We start from the raw sequence: 16,664 nt of genomic DNA on the forward strand, positions 1-16,664 counted from the left end.
TACTCTACGATTACATGGTCAAATGTATGAAAGAACTGGCAAAGCCAGAGCCTGATATTAACTCTCTTCTGCCTTGGAACGTCTCACACTGAAATTAAAACGCCCCGTGGGATTATGGGGCGCATACGCAATTTCGAATAAGTTTTTGTACTTCAAATCTCGTAGCCACCTACAAATGGCAGGCCAAATTCATTTATCCACTACACATTTTAAAAGCGTATTTTCGGTTGCGAATGTGCGATTTATTTACAAACCCAGCTTAGCCTTAAGATCAATTGGCATCGTCTCAATTAATAGGTTTAGCACCTCTTGGGTTTTGAGTGCCTTGAGGTCGTTGTATCTCTTTTCAATGCTTTGGTGGCTCACCACTATCTGCTCTTTATTTTTTCTCCTGAGCCCAGTTTTTTTTCGTCGTACTTGTTTCTTTTGTTCAGCTTGATGCTTCCTTAAAAGCTCATCTTTAACATCATCGAAGAAATCTCGAATATGAGGGCTAAAAGAAGATGTGTTAAAGATACTTTGTGCTGATACACCCACTTTTTTAGCTATATCCGATTTTTTCAACTTGTAGAATTTCGGCGTTTTTTTTGTTTCGACTTCACCAAAATTTTTAATTGCAGTCTCAGTCTGCGCCTTCAGCTCTAGGATCGCATGATAGGCTCCGTAGGTTGTATGCTCTTTGTCATCAACCACCCAAAATGGCGGAGTGCTCTGCTCAGCCGTTGCATCATCATCCAACGAATCAAGAAAATCATCAGTGAGCAGGTCATCAAGTTCATTCGTAGCCATACTGTTCTGCCTCCACTGCTATTTTGCGCTTTATTGAATCAACTGCGCTGTCTATCGCTGACAATATTTTATCTACACTTTCCCCATTCTTACTATTTCGAAGCTCTTTAATTCGCCTCCAACTCGATGTTAAAGCAGGAAGGTGAGCTTCCAGTAAAAAGCCGATCCCCTTTGGGTGCATTGCCTCTTTAACCATTGGTTGAATCGTTTGCCAAATTCCTCGGATATTCCCTTCTGTAATCCATGCATTAGTACAATTTAAACAAAATTCAAGTTTTGCATCCTGTGGATTTAAACTCCCCATTTTGGCGCACTTGGCACGACTCTCCCCACCATCACGAGGAATACACACTGCAAACCGGCTCGGCTGGATATCTATAATTCGACCTGCAATCGTCTCTCTTAAAACTAGCAACTCACTCTCTGTTTTAACCTGAGTCAGTTGAGTGGCCTTTTGGACAAACCGAGAGAACCCTCCTGAGTGCTGTTCATCAAACTGTATCGACTCAATGATTAACAGCTCCACAATTGAGTTTAAGTAGCGTTGCTTTGCCGATGCCATAAGACCTCTGACGTCTTTATCCCGTAGGTACGCCATGAAAAACGAGTTATCCAAGTGGCAAAATTGGTGACGTATGACAGCCCCGACATCGCCTTGATAGCGAGTTAAAACAGCCTCTGCCCAAATATGACGAAAAGCGTGAGGCGATGGGTAACGCACTCCCTCCAATATCTCAGAGTTTATATCTCGTTTCGTTTTAGGATCTTCTAGACTAACGGTACCTGACTTAAGCAGCGCCTTCGTTCCGCTCGATAAAAACCTGTCGATAAGTGCTTGGTGCTAATCATTCTGAACAGGGTCACCTTGAGAGTATGCCACTAGAGATCGTTTGAATTTTTTTTGAGCTTTACTTCCAGAAAAAGATGTATGGGATAAACGAAGCCAATCACTCTTAACCTCATTTGCAGAAGTCAATAAATGTCGATAGCGTGCACTTCCAACTGGGTATTTCAACGATAAAGCATCAACCTCATTTTGCTCTAAACGTGTCAATTCACCGCTTTTTTGCAACAGTCCACTTAATCGAACCACCTCATTAAATGGCCGATAATTATTGATAAACCCAGCCCAATTTACCGCAAGCCTGCTTTCTATGAACGCTACCGATTGATAAGCACTTTGTTTATTAGTTTTATTACCTGTCAGAGCATAAAGACAAGGTTCATCATGTTTATGTTCAAATAATTCATTTAGCTGCGCCGCTACCTGATAACACTGCGATGTAACTTCTCTATCGATTTTTGTGTCACCATTAATTTTCGGAACAAGCCATTTTAACTTAAATCGAAAGGGGACATAGGCATTGTCTAAAACATCTAAATTCGGCTCAGTCCGTATGGCGCTCAAGGGAAACCCATACTCAGATTGTCTATAACCTGTCCATGCGACCACAAGCGCCGTCATGGCGTGAATTTGCGTGTCTAGCAGAGCCTTAAACGATTTATAGGTATTAGAGGTTGAGGTCGCCATCAATCCTAAAGCCCACTCTTGGATTGTGGTTAAGCATTTCTTGCCATTCATTTTTTGCTGTCTCACCCTTGATTGCATCTTAGCGTAAACATCATCCACGCAAAGAGCACTCAACAACTGAGTGTATAAAAATGATTTATCTAACGAGGAAAGATACCCACTCCAGACATCGTCTGCCGATTTGTGCCCTTGCAACCCTAGATACTTTTGCAACATCAGGACTCGAATCACCTCCACCGCATCAAATCGTTCGCTTAACCCTAGTTCAATCACTAGCCATTCAATATTATCATATCTCAATGAACAAACGGCTTCGAAGCGCTGATTGTACTCGGCAAGAAGCGCCTCTTCTGTTATCCGTTTTAAGTCTTGATGATTAATACCCTTCGTTTTAGATTGTGTCTCATCTAGTCCTCCACCTAATAAGCCAGCAAGCATGGCATTGAAGAGGCGGGCCCTATCACTTTCAACCGTGACATCAGTTGTATCTATTTTTTCTATAACTACGCTCACAGCCTTTTTACAGACTGCTGCATAAAGAAAATTGGTCTGATAAACATAATTCAGGTAGTCCACATAATATTGCCCTAACTCCAGCCCCAAGAAGTTAAAGCTGCCACCTTTTTTGAACTCTGTTAATGCCATGCTGTACTGCGATTGGCACACCTCATCAAGGCTCTTTTCAATTTGCTTTTGTGTTAGCTTCTGCTCAATCACCCCTGTAACACCTAAAGCCAATAATTGATTTCTCAATCTTGGCAAAGACACAGGTTTTATGAAACTATTATACGAAGGAGCTGACACTCGATTAAATAGCCCATTCTTATTGGCTAACCTCACCAGGAACGATGTCCAGAAGTTATCTAGCAAAGAGGCGCTCAACGCTACTTCATGGCGCTCATTAAGGTAGGCGAAAATCTGCATCGCCATTTGATAAACGGGCTGTACCCCTTGTGAACTTCTAGGTGTCAACGCGGCTGAGCAGAATAGTTTTGCATATTCTTTACTACTCAACGCACATTCGCTTTCGTTCTTTTTTAAGATGGCAGGAGACTCAAGTTTAAAAATTGGCAAATCAAAAACCGAGAAGTCAATTGGAGTGATTTTATTTCCATAGGAGAAATGCCATACATCATCATAATAATCACCCAGTTCACCCATGAATAATGGATTAGCCAGCAATTTCTGATTCTGGTCGTGCCAAAAGTAATCAACTGGATTGTTAAATACTGTTAATGCCATTTTTCTCCCCTATCATAGTGAATGAAATACGCTCATCACCACACCATTTTCTATCATCTCGTCAAACTGCTCTCTACCTAGCTGCTGATACTTTTTGCTCATTTTACCTAATGTGCTTTCCATCCATTCCACTGTAGGCATTACCGTTTTAAAGAGAAAATCAGGGTTGGTTGCAAGCAGCTTTTTATAGTTTTTTCTAAACTCATGGAGGTAATTGTACATTCTGAGTACAGTTAGCGGACTATCTAGGACATAAATAGGGGATAGAGACTCGTCATCATTGCTATCACTAAGGGAGAGCACCCCAACTTCATTGACCTTTCCTCGGACTTGCCCTGTCACAAGACGCAGTCTTTTATTCATCTCCTCACTTTTGTATGAAATGCCTTCCGACACCGCCATGAACTCACAATTAAACGCCTCGACCCGTTTTGTCTGCTCTCGATTAAAGTTTAAATCGAATACATTTTGGATTAAGTCCTGCATCACCTCACGAGTAATTCGCCCTGCGCTGTTCATCCACTCTTCATTATCTTCCGTAAAATAACTGCTTTTTTCAGTTTGATTGGTATGTGAGTTGCGATTAATCAGGTAATGGTAAGTATAAGGATCACTAAAAGCGTGCACGGCACTATTTTTTATCGCCTGAAGATTAAATAAACTTGCTGAGCAAGATGATTCAGATTTCCTGACTAAATCAAGCCTATCCTTTTGGGACATTTTCGCTGGGTTTGAAACGATATTCTGTAGATGAACGCCCCTTTTAATCAATGCGCAATATGCAGAGGGAAGTATATAGGGAATATTCCTTTTATTATGCGCAGATCTTAAAGAGGTGTTAATGCCATCAGATTGAAGTAAAAGACTGAATGTACCAGTAATTGATCGTATTTGATGACCAATCCTAGTTTGAAAATGAGTGTAACACATTGTTCTCTTTCCCATTAAAGAAAGATAGGCCAGCAATGCCTGCCCCTCAGCTTCTTTAGCAGAAAGAGAGCGAGTTGTATGAAAAACTCTTGCTCGCCCTTTAAAATACTCACATTCAATATGAGTCACTCGCCCGCCTACACGCATTTTTCTAAATGATTTGGAGGTCAATTTTGGAACATCATAAGGTTGAACCGTCAGAGTTGCCATGAGCCATCCAAACATCCAAACATCCACACTGGTGATTACTTGAGTCTCACCACGCGACAATGAGCGTAATATATCCCATGAGAATAGACAGCCAGTGGCAAGAGATGTGATGTTTTTTTTACAAAATGCATTGTTTACCTTTTCTTTGTTAACCGCTTTGTTTAGAAATAGGGCATCACAGGCCTCTTGGGAAGTTAGTGTGTCTAACAGTAAACAGTATGCATCTTCATTAGAAGCATTCGATAATAGCAGCACATCTAATGCACCTTTTAGATGTGTAAAATTGTCACCTCTTTGATGGTAAGCACTAATTATGTGATAAAGGACATTTCCGATATATTCGATTTTTTTATGCTTTGACATAGATGAAAAATCAGTCTCTATCCACTGTGATAGCTCGGGGGGCGCCTCTTTAATTAAGGCTATTAACTCCGACTTGTATTTACTCAATTCCAAAATAACAGTTGCAGCTGTCAAACTAAGGGAATTTACCGTTAACTTAGGCGACGCGAGCGTAGAGTACAGTTCTCTACCAATGCCAATATCATCCCTTCTTAACCAATCCAGCGCACCAAAATAACTAGCAAGGGATTTTTGCGTTTTATTGAGATTTGGGCTGACCTTAGTTTTACTCAGTTCAGTTATAAAACTATAGTCATCGATACTAACCCTAGCTTGGAAATCTGCCGAGTCTATCGCATAGTTCAGGACTGTAATTAACCTGTTTAACGGACTTCGGCCACCATGATTCCCCATAGCATCCATCCGCTCGGTTTCGTATCGTTTTAGAATTTCATAGCGATTTTCAATGGGGTATACATTCAGCCATTCGATAAAAGGCCGGACCGTCACAGAAAAAGTACTTTTTGCACTTATAGCGGCTTCTTTATCAAAGAAGGCATAGTTATAAGCGGCAATTATCGCCTTGTATAGCACAACCTTATCTGGGTGAGACCAGTCCGTCATGGGTAGCGTCTACTTCTCGGTATAAAAAGAGATGTTGCACTAAACGGCTGTTTTAGTTGCTCGACTGGCTTGTTTTTCTTAAAGTCATTTAAAAGTAACGCCTCGATTTCGGCGCTAGTTAGTGATTGTTTATGACTGTCTGATTCAATATTACGCATCGACAGCCTCTCTTAGTAATGCTTCTCGCTCCCCACAGGCATGGATATATACTTTTGTTGTCTGGTTGGCATACTTACCGTCGACCTTGTGACCAAGCCGCCGAGCAGTTTCAATATAAACTCTTGATTCTGTAGTGATTGACTCGTAATTCTTTTTTGCAGCAACACATAAGTCATAAAATATATCTGTCCCAAACGAATGCCTTAAATGGTGGTAAACATTCGCCTCATCTAAAGTTTGGTAACCTGAGTAAGCCTCTGGGTTTTCATTCATCACCTTTAACAGCTTCTTAAGGGTCTTAGAGAACGTAGCACTTCCGTACCTTTTGCTAATCACTTCCCCTTTTGTATGATTGCTTGAGTTAGAAATAAGCAAATGATTCGACGCTGAATCTGGGCGTTCCGTATTATAGTAACGCTCCATCAATTGCAGATGTTCACGAGAGATATAGAGTGTTCGAGCGGAGCCATATTTTGCACAAAAAGAAGGAAGGTGATACTCAAATTCTTCTTTTTCAGGGGATTCTTTCGCCTTCTTAAATAAGCTCCACAAACCCTCTTGCATTTTTTTGTCAGCCTGAAAGTTACCTAGATAAAACCCTTGGTTCTCGGAGGTTCGACAGCCTAGCTCACCACCATTTCTAAGAACAATCTCTTCTAACAAACTGTCCGCATGTCGATAGAGAAGTTCCCTTGTCGCCGGAAGAAGGTATTTCACAATGAGGTTAGATTTATTATTTGCTCTAGCTAACGTCCTGTATTCAGCAAACACAAATATCTTTTTATAGTTTGCATCAAAAAAGCAGGTCAGCCAATTGTAATAGCTACACAAAGAATTGAGTGCCTTATTCACAACAACTTCACTTTTTTGCAGTTTTACAATTAGGTATTCATTAATGTATTCATTGATTAACTCGGCAGGGAGAGCGGTGTGCCAAGCAAGGGTGACTGGAGGATGGTCGTAATTTTCTACCCACTCTAAGAACAGGCCAAGTTGTTGACCACGTTCGTATTGAGCATAATCTCCAATTTCCACCTCTTTGAGTAAGAACTCAAAAGCACCAGTTATTTCAACTCGTTTTTTTTCACTAACTACAGAAAGGCCTGTCACATGAGTGTATCGACAATAGAGACAAGGTAGAAGAATAGGAACATCGTCATCATAAAGATAAATCCAATGACCGTTATATAATTTATCGCAAATGCGCTGCATACATTCCCACCCATAGATTGTCGCTCTATGGTTTAAATGTAGTAGACATTATTTAACTTACAAACTTCGCCTAAAATTAACACCTGCGAGTTTAGAAACAATCCATATCAATATGGATAATTTTTTTGATTTTATTTTCCAATTCAAAACCATCAAAGAACTGTATACATGAACAGTGTATTCTTGGTTTCTATGGATTGAAATGAATTGCTTTTAAAAATTAAAGAGCCTGCACAAAACAGGCTCTTTAATCGTAGCTCAGGCGATACGATCTTTTTCCCAATGCGCTAACTTTTCAGCTCTTGCTGCGGCCTTAGCTTCGCGTTTTTTACGTGCATCACAAGGCTCTGGGCAATTGCACACTTTTTCAATGCCAACAGCACCTAATCCACCACAGCTGCCTTTGACTACTTTCTTTTGAAAGACATAGCCAACCGCCATCGCGGCAATGACACACAGAAATACACTGAATGTAATGAAAAAAGTATTCATAACTTAACTCACTTTTTATTTAGAAATGGCTTAAATGCGCTGGAGGCAATCTCTTCAAAACCTTGTTCTGTTTTCACAATCATGAACACAGGAATATTGTATTGCTCTGCAACCTCAATACCTTTCGTCTCTCCTAGTACCATTAATCCAGTCGCTAGGCCATCTGCCGTCATTGAAGATGCATCCAAAACGGTAACTGATACCACTTTATTATGGATGGGTTTTCCAGTGATTGGATTGATAATGTGAGAATAACGCACACCATCTTGCTCAAAATAATTGCGGTAATCACCTGAAGTGGCAATTGCCAGATCTCCAGGTTCAATGATCTCTTGAGCGGTACGTTCATCAACTGTCGGTTTTTCTATGGCGATTCGCCAAGCTACGCCTTCTCGATTTACGCCTTTTAAGCGCATCTCACCACCGACTTCAACCATGTAATTGGCAATGCCTTGTGATTGAATGTAGTCAGCGACCACGTCGACTCCCCATCCTTTCGCAATAGTTGAAAGGTCCACATAGAGATTAGGAAGATCTTTACTTAACGTAGTGTCGGTTGCGCTAAGATGCTCAATGCCTATGTTGGTTTTACGCTCAGCCAATTCTGCATCGCTTGGCACCACATCAGGACGAGCTTCAGGGCCAAAACCCCATAGGTTAACCAAAGGACCAACAGTGACATCCAATGCACCTAAAGTAAGACCGTTAAGACGCAGCGCTTCTTTCACCACGGTTGCGGTTTGAGAAGAAACCGTAAAAGGTTCCGTTCCTTGATATTGATTAAAACGGCTGAGCTCAGAATCTTTACGATAGGTCGACATTTGATCGTTCACTTCTTCCAATAACCGATCAACTTCCTTTTGGAGAGCCTCCGAGCTAGGGATACCTTCAGCTTTCAGGTACTTAATATTGTAAGTCGTGCCCATAGTAGGGCCACTGAGATGAACTTGCTCAACCGATTTTTCACAACCCGCTAAGATGAATAGAGAAGCTAACGCAACAAGCCATTTTTTCACTTGTTTACTCCTAAAAATGAAAGTGAATATAGAAAAGAAGTGGTTATAGAAAAGAAATTCCTACACCTATTTTCTATGTTAACTGAGTTGGAATTCAAAGCCACAAGGCAAAACTAAAACTAAAAAAACAATGGCTGACTCATCAGAGCCAGCCATAGGTTTTACTTACTTCAGTGAATTAACCACCGAAGTCATCAAGAAGGATGTTCTCATCTTCTACACCAAGGTTCTTCAGCATGCCAATCACAGCCGCATTCATCATCGGTGGACCACACATGTAGTATTCACAATCTTCAGGCGCTTCATGGTCTTTCAGATAGTTTTCATACAATACATTGTGGATGAAACCTGTGTATCCATCCCAGTTATCTTCAGGCATTGGATCAGAAAGCGCACAATGCCATACGAAATTCGAGTTTTCAGCTGCAAGGCCGTCAAAATCTTCAACGTAGAACATCTCACGCTTAGAGCGCGCACCATACCAATAAGACATCTTACGGGTAGATTTTAAACGCTTAAGCTGATCGAAGATGTGTGAGCGCATTGGAGCCATGCCCGCACCACCACCGATAAAGACCATTTCTGCATCAGTATCTTTGGCAAAGAACTCACCAAATGGACCAGAAATAGTACATTTATCACCTTCTTTCAGTGACCAAATGTAAGAAGACATCTGACCCGGTGGCACATTGGGATTATTAGGCGGCGGCGTAGCAATACGCACGTTTAGCATAATAATACCGAACTCTTCAGGGTAATTCGCCATTGAGTAAGCACGAATAATATCTTCATCAACTTTTGACTCGTAGCGGAACAGGTTAAATTTGTCCCAATCGCCACGATACTCTTCTGGCACGTCAAAATCTGAATATTTGATGTGGTGTGCTGGCGCTTCGATCTGAATGTAACCACCAGCACGGAAAGGTACTGACTCGCCATAAGGGATCTGAAGTTTAAGCTCTTTAATGAAGGTGGCTTTGTTGTCGTTAGAGATAACGGTACATTCCCACTTTTTAACACCAAAAATTTCTTCAGGAAGTTCAATATCCATGTCTGTTTTCACAGCCACTTGACACGCTAAACGTTCACCCTCACGAGCTTCACCTTTAGTAATGTGATCAAGTTCAGTAGGAAGAATATCACCACCACCAGATTTCACTTTTACACGGCATTGACCACAAGAGCCGCCACCACCACACGCCGATGATACAAAGACACCAGAACCTGCAAGTACGCTCAGTAGCTTACCACCTGGATTAGTCACAATAGACTTATCTGCATCACCGTTAATTGAAATTGTAATGTCGCCTGTTGGAACTAGCTTAGATTTAGCAAATAAAATTACCAAAACGAGTGCTAGAACAATCAGGGTAAACATCACTACACCAAGAATAATGTCCATTGACTATTCCTTAATTGTTGCGGTTTACCCGACTTACAGTTGAACACCAGAGAAAGACATAAAGCCTAACGCCATTAGACCCGCCGTGATGAAGGTAATCCCTAAACCACGTAAACCCGGAGGTACATCTGAATATTTCATTTTCTCACGGATACCGGCAAGAGCGACAATCGCTAACATCCAACCCACACCCGAACCGAAACCGTAAACGACGGATTCAGCAAAGTTATAATCACGCTGAACCATGAAAGATACACCACCAAAAATGGCGCAGTTCACTGTGATTAAAGGTAAGAAAATGCCCAGCGCGTTATACAAAGGTGGGAAAAAACGATCCAATATCATCTCTAAGATCTGTACCAATGCGGCAATAACACCGATAAAGGTAATGAAATTTAGAAATGTAAGATCAATATTTTCACCCAATGCACCCGGTTTAAGTAACAAGTTATAAACCAAGTTATTCACTGGTACTGAAATGGTCAGAACAACAGTAACCGCAATCCCTAAACCAAACGATGTCTTTACTTTCTTAGATACAGCAAGAAATGTACACATACCCAAGAAGAAAGAGAGTGCCATGTTTTCGATAAAAATCGATCGAACAAGCAAACTGATATAATGTTCCATAACGCCCTTACTCCTTCGCTTCTAGTTGTTCAGGTTTGAACGTGCGAATCGCCCAAATCATGAAGCCAATTAGGAAGAATGCCGAAGGTGCTAGCAGCATCAAACCGTTAGGTTGATACCAGCCACCATCTTTCACAAGAGGTAGAACTTCCATTCCAAATAGCTTGCCTGAACCAAGAAGTTCGCGGAAGAAACCAACAGTGATCAAGACAAAACCATAACCCAAACCATTACCGATACCATCGATAAAGGAAGGAATCGGTGCCGACTTCATTGCAAATGCTTCAGCACGGCCCATTACGATACAGTTAGTAATGATCAACCCTACGAACACCGATAGCTGTTTCGAGATATCGTATAAGTAAGCACGTAGGATCTGGTCAACAACAATAACCAATGAAGCAATGATCGCCATCTGAACGATGATACGCACACTGTTAGGTATGTGGTGACGAATTAACGAAACGAATAAGTTAGAGAAAGCCGTTACAAACATAACGGCTAGCGTCATAACAAACGCCGTTTCCAATTTAGTGGTTACCGCAAGGGCAGAACAGACACCAAGCACTTGAAGTGCGATTGGGTTGTTATCCAACACTGGCGCTAGAATGCTCTTTTTAATCTCTTTTGCGCTAGACATTAGTTCAAACCTCCGTCACGAACTTTTGCTAGGAATGGACCAAAGCCCATATCACCTAACCAGAAGTCGAAAGTGTGTTGAACACCGTTACTGGTTAGTGTTGCGCCAGAAAGTCCATCAACGCCATGCTCAGATCCGGCAGGAGCGCCACCTTTCACAACTTTAATTGCAGGTTGGTGGTTGTCATCAAACAATTTCTTGCCAACAAATTGAGCTCGCCATGATGGGTTTTCAACTTCACCACCCAATCCAGGAGTTTCACCTTGTTCGTAGTAAGTAATGCCGGAAACGGTATTACCATCGGTTTCTACAGCCACAAATGCGTACATCATTGACCACAAACCATTACCGTGAACGGGAACAATCACTTTAGAAATCTCGTCGCCACTTTTCACTAGGTAAACAACCCCAGTATTAGCACGACGAATAATCTTCGCTTTATCTTGTTCCGCTGTTAGCTTGATAGATTGAGCTGGGTCTTTAGAAGCTTTGCGTTGATCATAGGCTGTTGCATCGCCATCAACAAAGTTCCCGGTTTTAAAATCAATCAAACGAGGTTCAATGTATTTAGCAAAAAGCTCTGGCACGCTACCAGACTCGTTAATGCCTGCAACTTCAACAATCTTGCTTTGCTTATCAAGTACTGCGTTAACTTTTTGTTTGTCACGCAGGCCAACCGCTGCTGTCGATACGATGATTGAGCACACTAAGCTCAATGCGATAACAACAAACAGCGTTTTTTTAATGCTATCGTTATTACTTGCCATAGCGTGCTAGTCTCCGCTTGATGTTCTTCTCAATCACAATATGGTCAAACAAAGGTGCAAATAGGTTCGCAAATAAGATCGCCAGCATCATACCTTCTGGGTAAGCTGGGTTAACCACACGAATCATCACACACATTGCACCAATCAAAATACCGTATGCCCATTTACCTTTGTTAGTAAATGAAGCCGATACTGGGTCGGTTGCCATGAAAAACATACCAAACGCAAAGCCACCAAGTACTAGGTGCCAATGCCAAGGCATATTAAACATTGCATTTGTGTCTGAACCAATAACATTGAACAGCGTTGATATGGCAATCATACCTACCATAACACCCGCAATAATGCGCCATGAAGCAATGCCCATGTAGACAATAAATGCCGCGCCAATCGCCAGTGCTAACGTCGATACTTCACCGATAGAGCCAGGAATGTTACCAACAAATGCGTCCATCCAAGTAATGGCTTCGCCAGTGACCTTATTGATCAGAGCACCGTTACCACCTTGAGCCCATTGGCTTAGCGCCGTTGCACCTGAAAAACCATCTGCAGCTGTCCAAACAACGTCACCAGAGATCTGTGCTGGGTAGGCGAAGAATAGAAAAGCACGACCGGCTAATGCTGGGTTTAGGAAGTTACGCCCGGTACCACCAAAGATTTCTTTGGCAACAACCACGCCAAAGGTAATCCCTAAAGCGGCTTGCCATAAAGGCAGTGTGGGTGGAACAATCAGAGCAAACAAAATTGAAGTTACAAAGAAACCTTCGTTAACTTCATGCTTACGCACCATACAAAACAGCACTTCCCAAAAACCACCGACCAAGAATACCGTGGCGTAGATAGGTAGGAAGTAAGTCGCACCGAGCAGCATCATACTTGCCCAACCGGCTTGCGTACTTAATGTACCGCCAAGCATTTCAGTTAGCCAATAGTGCCAGTTACCACTGATGACTGTCGCCAATTCAGCGCCAGAATACAGATGGTTAAGTGCAGTAATCGATTGGTGACCAACGTTATACATACCCCAGAACATCGCTGGGAATACCGCTAGCCAAACCATGATCATGATGCGTTTGAGGTCAACGCTATCACGAACGTGTGAGCTTCGTTTTGTAACTAAACCAGGCGTATAAAAAAGCGTTGCTGCTGCTTCATACAAGGCAAACCATTTTTCATGTTTGCCGCCAGGTTCAAAATGATGCTCGATGTCTTCAAGAAACTTTTTAAGGCCCATGAAAATTACCCTTCCTTCTCAATCTTGTCTAGGCACTCACGAAGTAGCTGACCATATTCGTATTTACCAGGACATACAAAGGTACACAATGCGAGATCTTCTTCGTCCAGTTCAAGGGCACCGAGACGTTGAGCGCTATCGATGTCACCTGCACATAGGTCACGAAGTAGGAGCGTTGGTTCCATATCTAGTGGCAACACTTTTTCATAGTTACCAATAGGTACCATCGCACGATCACTACCATTGGTTGTGGTTGTCATGTTGAACAACTGACCTGTGAATAGATGACCAAGGAAAGAGCGAGTGACTGAAAATTTGTTCTTGCCAGGCATTGCCCAACCAAGAAAATCTTTATCACGACCTTCACGCAGAACCGATACTTGGAGGTGGTAACGACCAAGATAAGCTACAGGCCCCGCCGCTTTCACACCAGAAAGTACAGAACCAGAGATGACACGAACTTCGCCCGGCATCAATTCGTTATCCGTTAACTCTTCGAGGCTAGCACCAATCTGAGTACGGACAAGACGAGGTTTGTTGACTACGGGTCCTGCAAGCGACACCACTCGTTGTGTGTATAGCTCACCGGTTAAGAACAATTGACCAAACGCAATCACGTCTTGGTAATTGATGCTCCACGCCACATTGACTGCATTTACTGGATAGAGGAAATGCATGTGAGTCCCTACAAGACCTGCAGGGTGTGGGCCATCAAACACATGTTCTTCAACGTTTGGCTGTGAAGAGCGTGGTAAGCTAGTACCAGATTTACAGACGTAAACCTTGCCATCAGTCAGAGTTGAAAGGATATCGAGACCAGCGACGAATGCTTCAGATTGCTCATTAATGATCGTCTCAGGTTTTGCCGCTAATGGATTGGTATCCATTGCTGTCACAAAAATAGCCTGAGTTGAAGACTCAATTGCTGGAACCTTGCTAAACGGACGAGTACGCAACGCAGTCCAAAGACCAGACTCAACTAACTGAGTTTTAACCGTTTGACGGTCAATACTTGCTAGTTGGCTAGCTTCAAAGCTATCGAACGTGATTTGCTCATCACCTGCCACTTCAATCACAACGGATTGTAGGACACGTTTGGCGCCACGATTGACTTCGATAACCTTACCGCTTGCTGGTGAAGTAAATTTAACACCCGGATTCTTTTTATCTTCAAAAAGAATTTGAGCTTTCTTTACTTCATCGCCTACGCGAACATGCATGGTAGGACGCATGCCAACGTACTCTTCGCCAAGCAAGGCGACTTTAGTGATGGTCTTACCATCATTAATCACCTGGGAAGGAGTTCCTGCAATAGGAAGGTCCAAACCCCTTTTTATTGTAATCATACGCACTTGCACTATTTTATCGGGAAAAAGATTCTTTTAATTGCGTAAGTTCAAGGCTTGTTTATCTTTCATGGTCGTTCTTGATAAGAGGCCAAATGAAAGTTAAACCAGCCTTAGACACGACATTTCTGTGTCCGATTTTGGCTTGTTTTAAAAGCCAGAACCGCAACATCCTTTTAATAACCTCATCACAAGTATGGTATGAGATCCATTAGGTGCAATAGTCTAGCATTTTTTCGGAACCTGATGCCATGACCAATCCTCTGATAAGTCGTTTTATTTGGAAGGATTTGAATCATAAAGGCTAGCGAATAGTCATAACTTTGAAGCATCGCACAAATAACCTATTCCTTACCCCTTATGAGTATTTATTTTTATTCACTACCTAAAACAATTTCTCTCAACTTGTTCATCTCGTCAATTTGTTTAAATACTGTTAACATTCCGCTCAAAAACAGAACAAGAGAACGGCATATTCAGACGATTCTGAACGAGTTATTTTCCACCGCCCATACACATAGGACTATCAGGTACGCCACTAATTTGCGCCTGCCACTCTTGTGGTGTGTAGGTATGAATCGAGAGTGCATGAATGTGGTTCGCTAACTCTTCTGCCAACACTTGGTTAACCTGTCGGTGACGGCCAATCAAACGCATTCCTTCAAAACGGTCACTCACCACAATGACTTTAAAATGGCTTTCCGATCCTGAAGGCACATTGTGCATATAGCTTTCATTTTCGACTTTCAAATAATCAGGGTGAAATGCTTGATGCAATTTTTGTTCGATTATGGGTTGGATCATACCGTTGCCTTTCTTCCTCAAATAAGAGCATGAGAACATATACGAGTGTAAAGAGATTTAAGTTTAACTAGCCTTATAGAATAGCGAAAGGTTTTGGTTCCTTGTTTCTACGCCATTTGAGACAATGCATCCGTAATTCTCACTACGACCTATAAAAAATTATGAAAACAGAGTTGGCACTGCATGATCGAACGTTGAGCTTGCACCGTTTCCCACATCGTTCAAACGAAACATTACAAGCTTGGGATGCGGGCGATGAATATGTGATTAATCATATTGAAGCGTTGAATTTAGCAATAGGCAAACGCATCCTTATTTTAAACGATCACTTTGGCGCTCTATCGTGTTGGTTTGCAGATAAGCATCACGTCACCATGATGAGCGACTCTTTTATTTCGCAACAAGGTACGTTAAACAATCTTCAGCGCAATCAGTGCCGCAACGTGCAATTGCTCTCAACAATGGATGCCATCCCTGAATCGGTCGATCTGGTGCTTTTTCAATTGCCCAAGAGCAATCGCCACTTGGTTTGGCAATTAAGCCAACTCCGTCAGTCCCTTGCCCAAGATTGCCCTGTGATAGCGGTCAACAAAGCGAAGGAGATCCACACATCAACCTTAAACTTATTTGAAAAGTATTTAGGTTCAACAAGCACTTCTCTTGCATGGAAAAAACACCGCCTCGTTTTTTCAGCACCGAACGTATCACCGATTGAAACGGTGGAACCCATAACTGAATGGGCCGTAGAAAACGAATCCATCCGTCTAAAAAACCTGCCGAATGTCTACTCAGGTGAGGGATTGGATCTCGGCGCACGCTTTTTTCTACAGCATCTTCCACAAGATCCTAAGTTACAGCGCATCATCGACCTTGGATGCGGCAACGGGGTGTTATCAATCAAGATGGGCCAACTCAATCCTCAAGTACGCATGACCTGCGTTGATGAAAGCTTGATGGCCGTCGAGTCTGCAAAGCTAAATTTGCTGGAGAATTTGGGAGAAGATCGCAATATTCAATGCATTGCCAATAACTGCTTAGATGGTTTTGAACAAGAGAGTACCTGTTTAATATTGTGTAACCCACCATTCCATCAACAACAAGCTATCACGGATCACATTGCTTGGCAGATGTTCTGTGATGCAAAGCATGTTCTTAAAAAAGGGGGACGATTATTAGTGATCGGCAATCGCCACCTCGGCTACGATGTAAAACTAGCAAGATTATTTGGCCAAGGGCAGGTAAAAACTGTCGCGACCAACCATAAATTTGTTATCTTACAAGCAACTAAATAGGC

15 protein-coding genes are annotated in these 16,664 nt (G+C 42.1%); 1 reads left to right on the forward strand and 14 read right to left on the reverse strand.

Annotation, left to right across the window (positions count from 1 at the left end; genetic code table 11):
• Window positions 1–246: 246 nt before the first annotated feature.
• From EXZ60_RS10870 to bolA, 14 genes are all read right to left on the reverse strand, one after another.
• Window positions 247–789: a hypothetical protein gene (locus EXZ60_RS10870; protein ID WP_017050967.1), complete on the reverse strand. Its 543-nt coding sequence runs from the start codon at window positions 787–789 to the stop codon at window positions 247–249.
• Window positions 776–1,351, reverse strand: coding sequence for a hypothetical protein (locus EXZ60_RS10875; RefSeq protein ID WP_277435696.1), 576 nt, complete (start codon window positions 1,349–1,351; stop codon window positions 776–778). Before EXZ60_RS10875 ends, EXZ60_RS10870 begins: the two co-directional genes overlap by 14 nt.
• Before the next feature lie 279 nt (window positions 1,352–1,630).
• Window positions 1,631–3,562, reverse strand: a complete 1,932-nt coding sequence (locus tag EXZ60_RS10880) for a hypothetical protein (RefSeq protein WP_277435697.1) — start codon at window positions 3,560–3,562, stop codon at window positions 1,631–1,633.
• Between the two features lie 12 nt (window positions 3,563–3,574).
• Entirely contained in the window at window positions 3,575–5,668 is a 2,094-nt protein-coding gene (locus EXZ60_RS10885; protein WP_277435698.1) for a hypothetical protein, read from the reverse strand.
• Between the two features lie 150 nt (window positions 5,669–5,818).
• On the reverse strand, window positions 5,819–7,039 hold the full coding sequence (locus EXZ60_RS10890) for a site-specific integrase (protein ID WP_277435699.1): 1,221 nt from the start codon (window positions 7,037–7,039) through the stop codon (window positions 5,819–5,821).
• A 258-nt stretch (window positions 7,040–7,297) separates the two neighbouring features.
• On the reverse strand, window positions 7,298–7,531 hold the full coding sequence (nqrM, locus tag EXZ60_RS10895; RefSeq protein WP_013856179.1) for a (Na+)-NQR maturation NqrM: 234 nt from the start codon (window positions 7,529–7,531) through the stop codon (window positions 7,298–7,300).
• A gap of 8 nt (window positions 7,532–7,539) precedes the next feature.
• The gene (locus EXZ60_RS10900) at window positions 7,540–8,547 is read right to left on the reverse strand and encodes an FAD:protein FMN transferase (RefSeq protein ID WP_017049723.1); all 1,008 of its coding nucleotides are present in this window, start codon (window positions 8,545–8,547) and stop codon (window positions 7,540–7,542) included.
• Between the two features lie 178 nt (window positions 8,548–8,725).
• Window positions 8,726–9,949: an NADH:ubiquinone reductase (Na(+)-transporting) subunit F gene (gene nqrF, locus EXZ60_RS10905; protein ID WP_277435700.1), complete on the reverse strand. Its 1,224-nt coding sequence runs from the start codon at window positions 9,947–9,949 to the stop codon at window positions 8,726–8,728.
• 33 nt (window positions 9,950–9,982) lie between these two features.
• Window positions 9,983–10,579 carry an NADH:ubiquinone reductase (Na(+)-transporting) subunit E gene (nqrE, locus tag EXZ60_RS10910; protein ID WP_013856175.1) on the reverse strand — a complete coding sequence of 199 codons (597 nt, stop codon included), beginning with the start codon at window positions 10,577–10,579 and terminating at the stop codon, window positions 9,983–9,985.
• 7 nt (window positions 10,580–10,586) lie between these two features.
• Complete coding sequence (locus tag EXZ60_RS10915) at window positions 10,587–11,219, reverse strand: NADH:ubiquinone reductase (Na(+)-transporting) subunit D (RefSeq protein ID WP_013856174.1); 633 nt, start codon at window positions 11,217–11,219, stop codon at window positions 10,587–10,589.
• The gene (locus tag EXZ60_RS10920) at window positions 11,219–11,986 is read right to left on the reverse strand and encodes a Na(+)-translocating NADH-quinone reductase subunit C (RefSeq protein ID WP_013856173.1); all 768 of its coding nucleotides are present in this window, start codon (window positions 11,984–11,986) and stop codon (window positions 11,219–11,221) included. The genes EXZ60_RS10915 and EXZ60_RS10920 overlap by 1 nt, the downstream gene beginning before the upstream one ends.
• A complete protein-coding gene (locus EXZ60_RS10925) occupies window positions 11,976–13,220 on the reverse strand; it encodes an NADH:ubiquinone reductase (Na(+)-transporting) subunit B (RefSeq protein WP_013856172.1) in 1,245 nt (414 codons plus the stop codon). The genes EXZ60_RS10920 and EXZ60_RS10925 overlap by 11 nt, the downstream gene beginning before the upstream one ends.
• A 5-nt stretch (window positions 13,221–13,225) precedes the next feature.
• Window positions 13,226–14,566, reverse strand: a complete 1,341-nt coding sequence (locus tag EXZ60_RS10930) for a Na(+)-translocating NADH-quinone reductase subunit A (RefSeq protein ID WP_088729112.1) — start codon at window positions 14,564–14,566, stop codon at window positions 13,226–13,228.
• Window positions 14,567–15,061: 495 nt separating this feature from the next.
• The gene (gene bolA, locus EXZ60_RS10935; protein ID WP_026028533.1) at window positions 15,062–15,370 is read right to left on the reverse strand and encodes a transcriptional regulator BolA; all 309 of its coding nucleotides are present in this window, start codon (window positions 15,368–15,370) and stop codon (window positions 15,062–15,064) included.
• A gap of 161 nt (window positions 15,371–15,531) precedes the next feature.
• On the opposite strand from bolA, the gene EXZ60_RS10940 reads away from it, so the two are divergent.
• Window positions 15,532–16,662 (forward strand): methyltransferase, encoded by a 1,131-nt coding sequence (locus tag EXZ60_RS10940; protein ID WP_277435701.1) that lies wholly within the window; start codon window positions 15,532–15,534, stop codon window positions 16,660–16,662.
• The last annotated feature ends 2 nt before the right edge of the window (window positions 16,663–16,664 follow it).

Origin of the sequence: Vibrio sp. 1151_11 (assembly GCF_029478525.1) — a bacterium.
In the GTDB taxonomy this organism is placed as follows: Bacteria; Pseudomonadota; Gammaproteobacteria; order Enterobacterales; family Vibrionaceae; genus Vibrio; species Vibrio anguillarum.

What these genes read in the sequence shown, in the direction of transcription:
- EXZ60_RS10915 (WP_013856174.1), bottom strand. Translation starts at nt 11,219, where the DNA reads ATGTCTAGCGCAAAAGAGATTAAAAAGAGCATTCTAGCGCCAGTGTTG.
- bolA (WP_026028533.1), bottom strand. Translation starts at nt 15,370, where the DNA reads ATGATCCAACCCATAATCGAACAAAAATTGCATCAAGCATTTCACCCT.
- nqrE (WP_013856175.1), bottom strand. Translation starts at nt 10,579, where the DNA reads ATGGAACATTATATCAGTTTGCTTGTTCGATCGATTTTTATCGAAAAC.
- EXZ60_RS10920 (WP_013856173.1), bottom strand. Translation starts at nt 11,986, where the DNA reads ATGGCAAGTAATAACGATAGCATTAAAAAAACGCTGTTTGTTGTTATC.
- EXZ60_RS10875 (WP_277435696.1), bottom strand. Translation starts at nt 1,351, where the DNA reads ATGGCATCGGCAAAGCAACGCTACTTAAACTCAATTGTGGAGCTGTTA.
- nqrF (WP_277435700.1), bottom strand. Translation starts at nt 9,949, where the DNA reads ATGGACATTATTCTTGGTGTAGTGATGTTTACCCTGATTGTTCTAGCA.
- EXZ60_RS10880 (WP_277435697.1), bottom strand. Translation starts at nt 3,562, where the DNA reads ATGGCATTAACAGTATTTAACAATCCAGTTGATTACTTTTGGCACGAC.
- EXZ60_RS10925 (WP_013856172.1), bottom strand. Translation starts at nt 13,220, where the DNA reads ATGGGCCTTAAAAAGTTTCTTGAAGACATCGAGCATCATTTTGAACCT.
- EXZ60_RS10885 (WP_277435698.1), bottom strand. Translation starts at nt 5,668, where the DNA reads ATGACGGACTGGTCTCACCCAGATAAGGTTGTGCTATACAAGGCGATA.
- EXZ60_RS10930 (WP_088729112.1), bottom strand. Translation starts at nt 14,566, where the DNA reads ATGATTACAATAAAAAGGGGTTTGGACCTTCCTATTGCAGGAACTCCT.
- EXZ60_RS10870 (WP_017050967.1), bottom strand. Translation starts at nt 789, where the DNA reads ATGGCTACGAATGAACTTGATGACCTGCTCACTGATGATTTTCTTGAT.
- EXZ60_RS10890 (WP_277435699.1), bottom strand. Translation starts at nt 7,039, where the DNA reads ATGCAGCGCATTTGCGATAAATTATATAACGGTCATTGGATTTATCTT.
- EXZ60_RS10940 (WP_277435701.1), top strand. Translation starts at nt 15,532, where the DNA reads ATGAAAACAGAGTTGGCACTGCATGATCGAACGTTGAGCTTGCACCGT.
- nqrM (WP_013856179.1), bottom strand. Translation starts at nt 7,531, where the DNA reads ATGAATACTTTTTTCATTACATTCAGTGTATTTCTGTGTGTCATTGCC.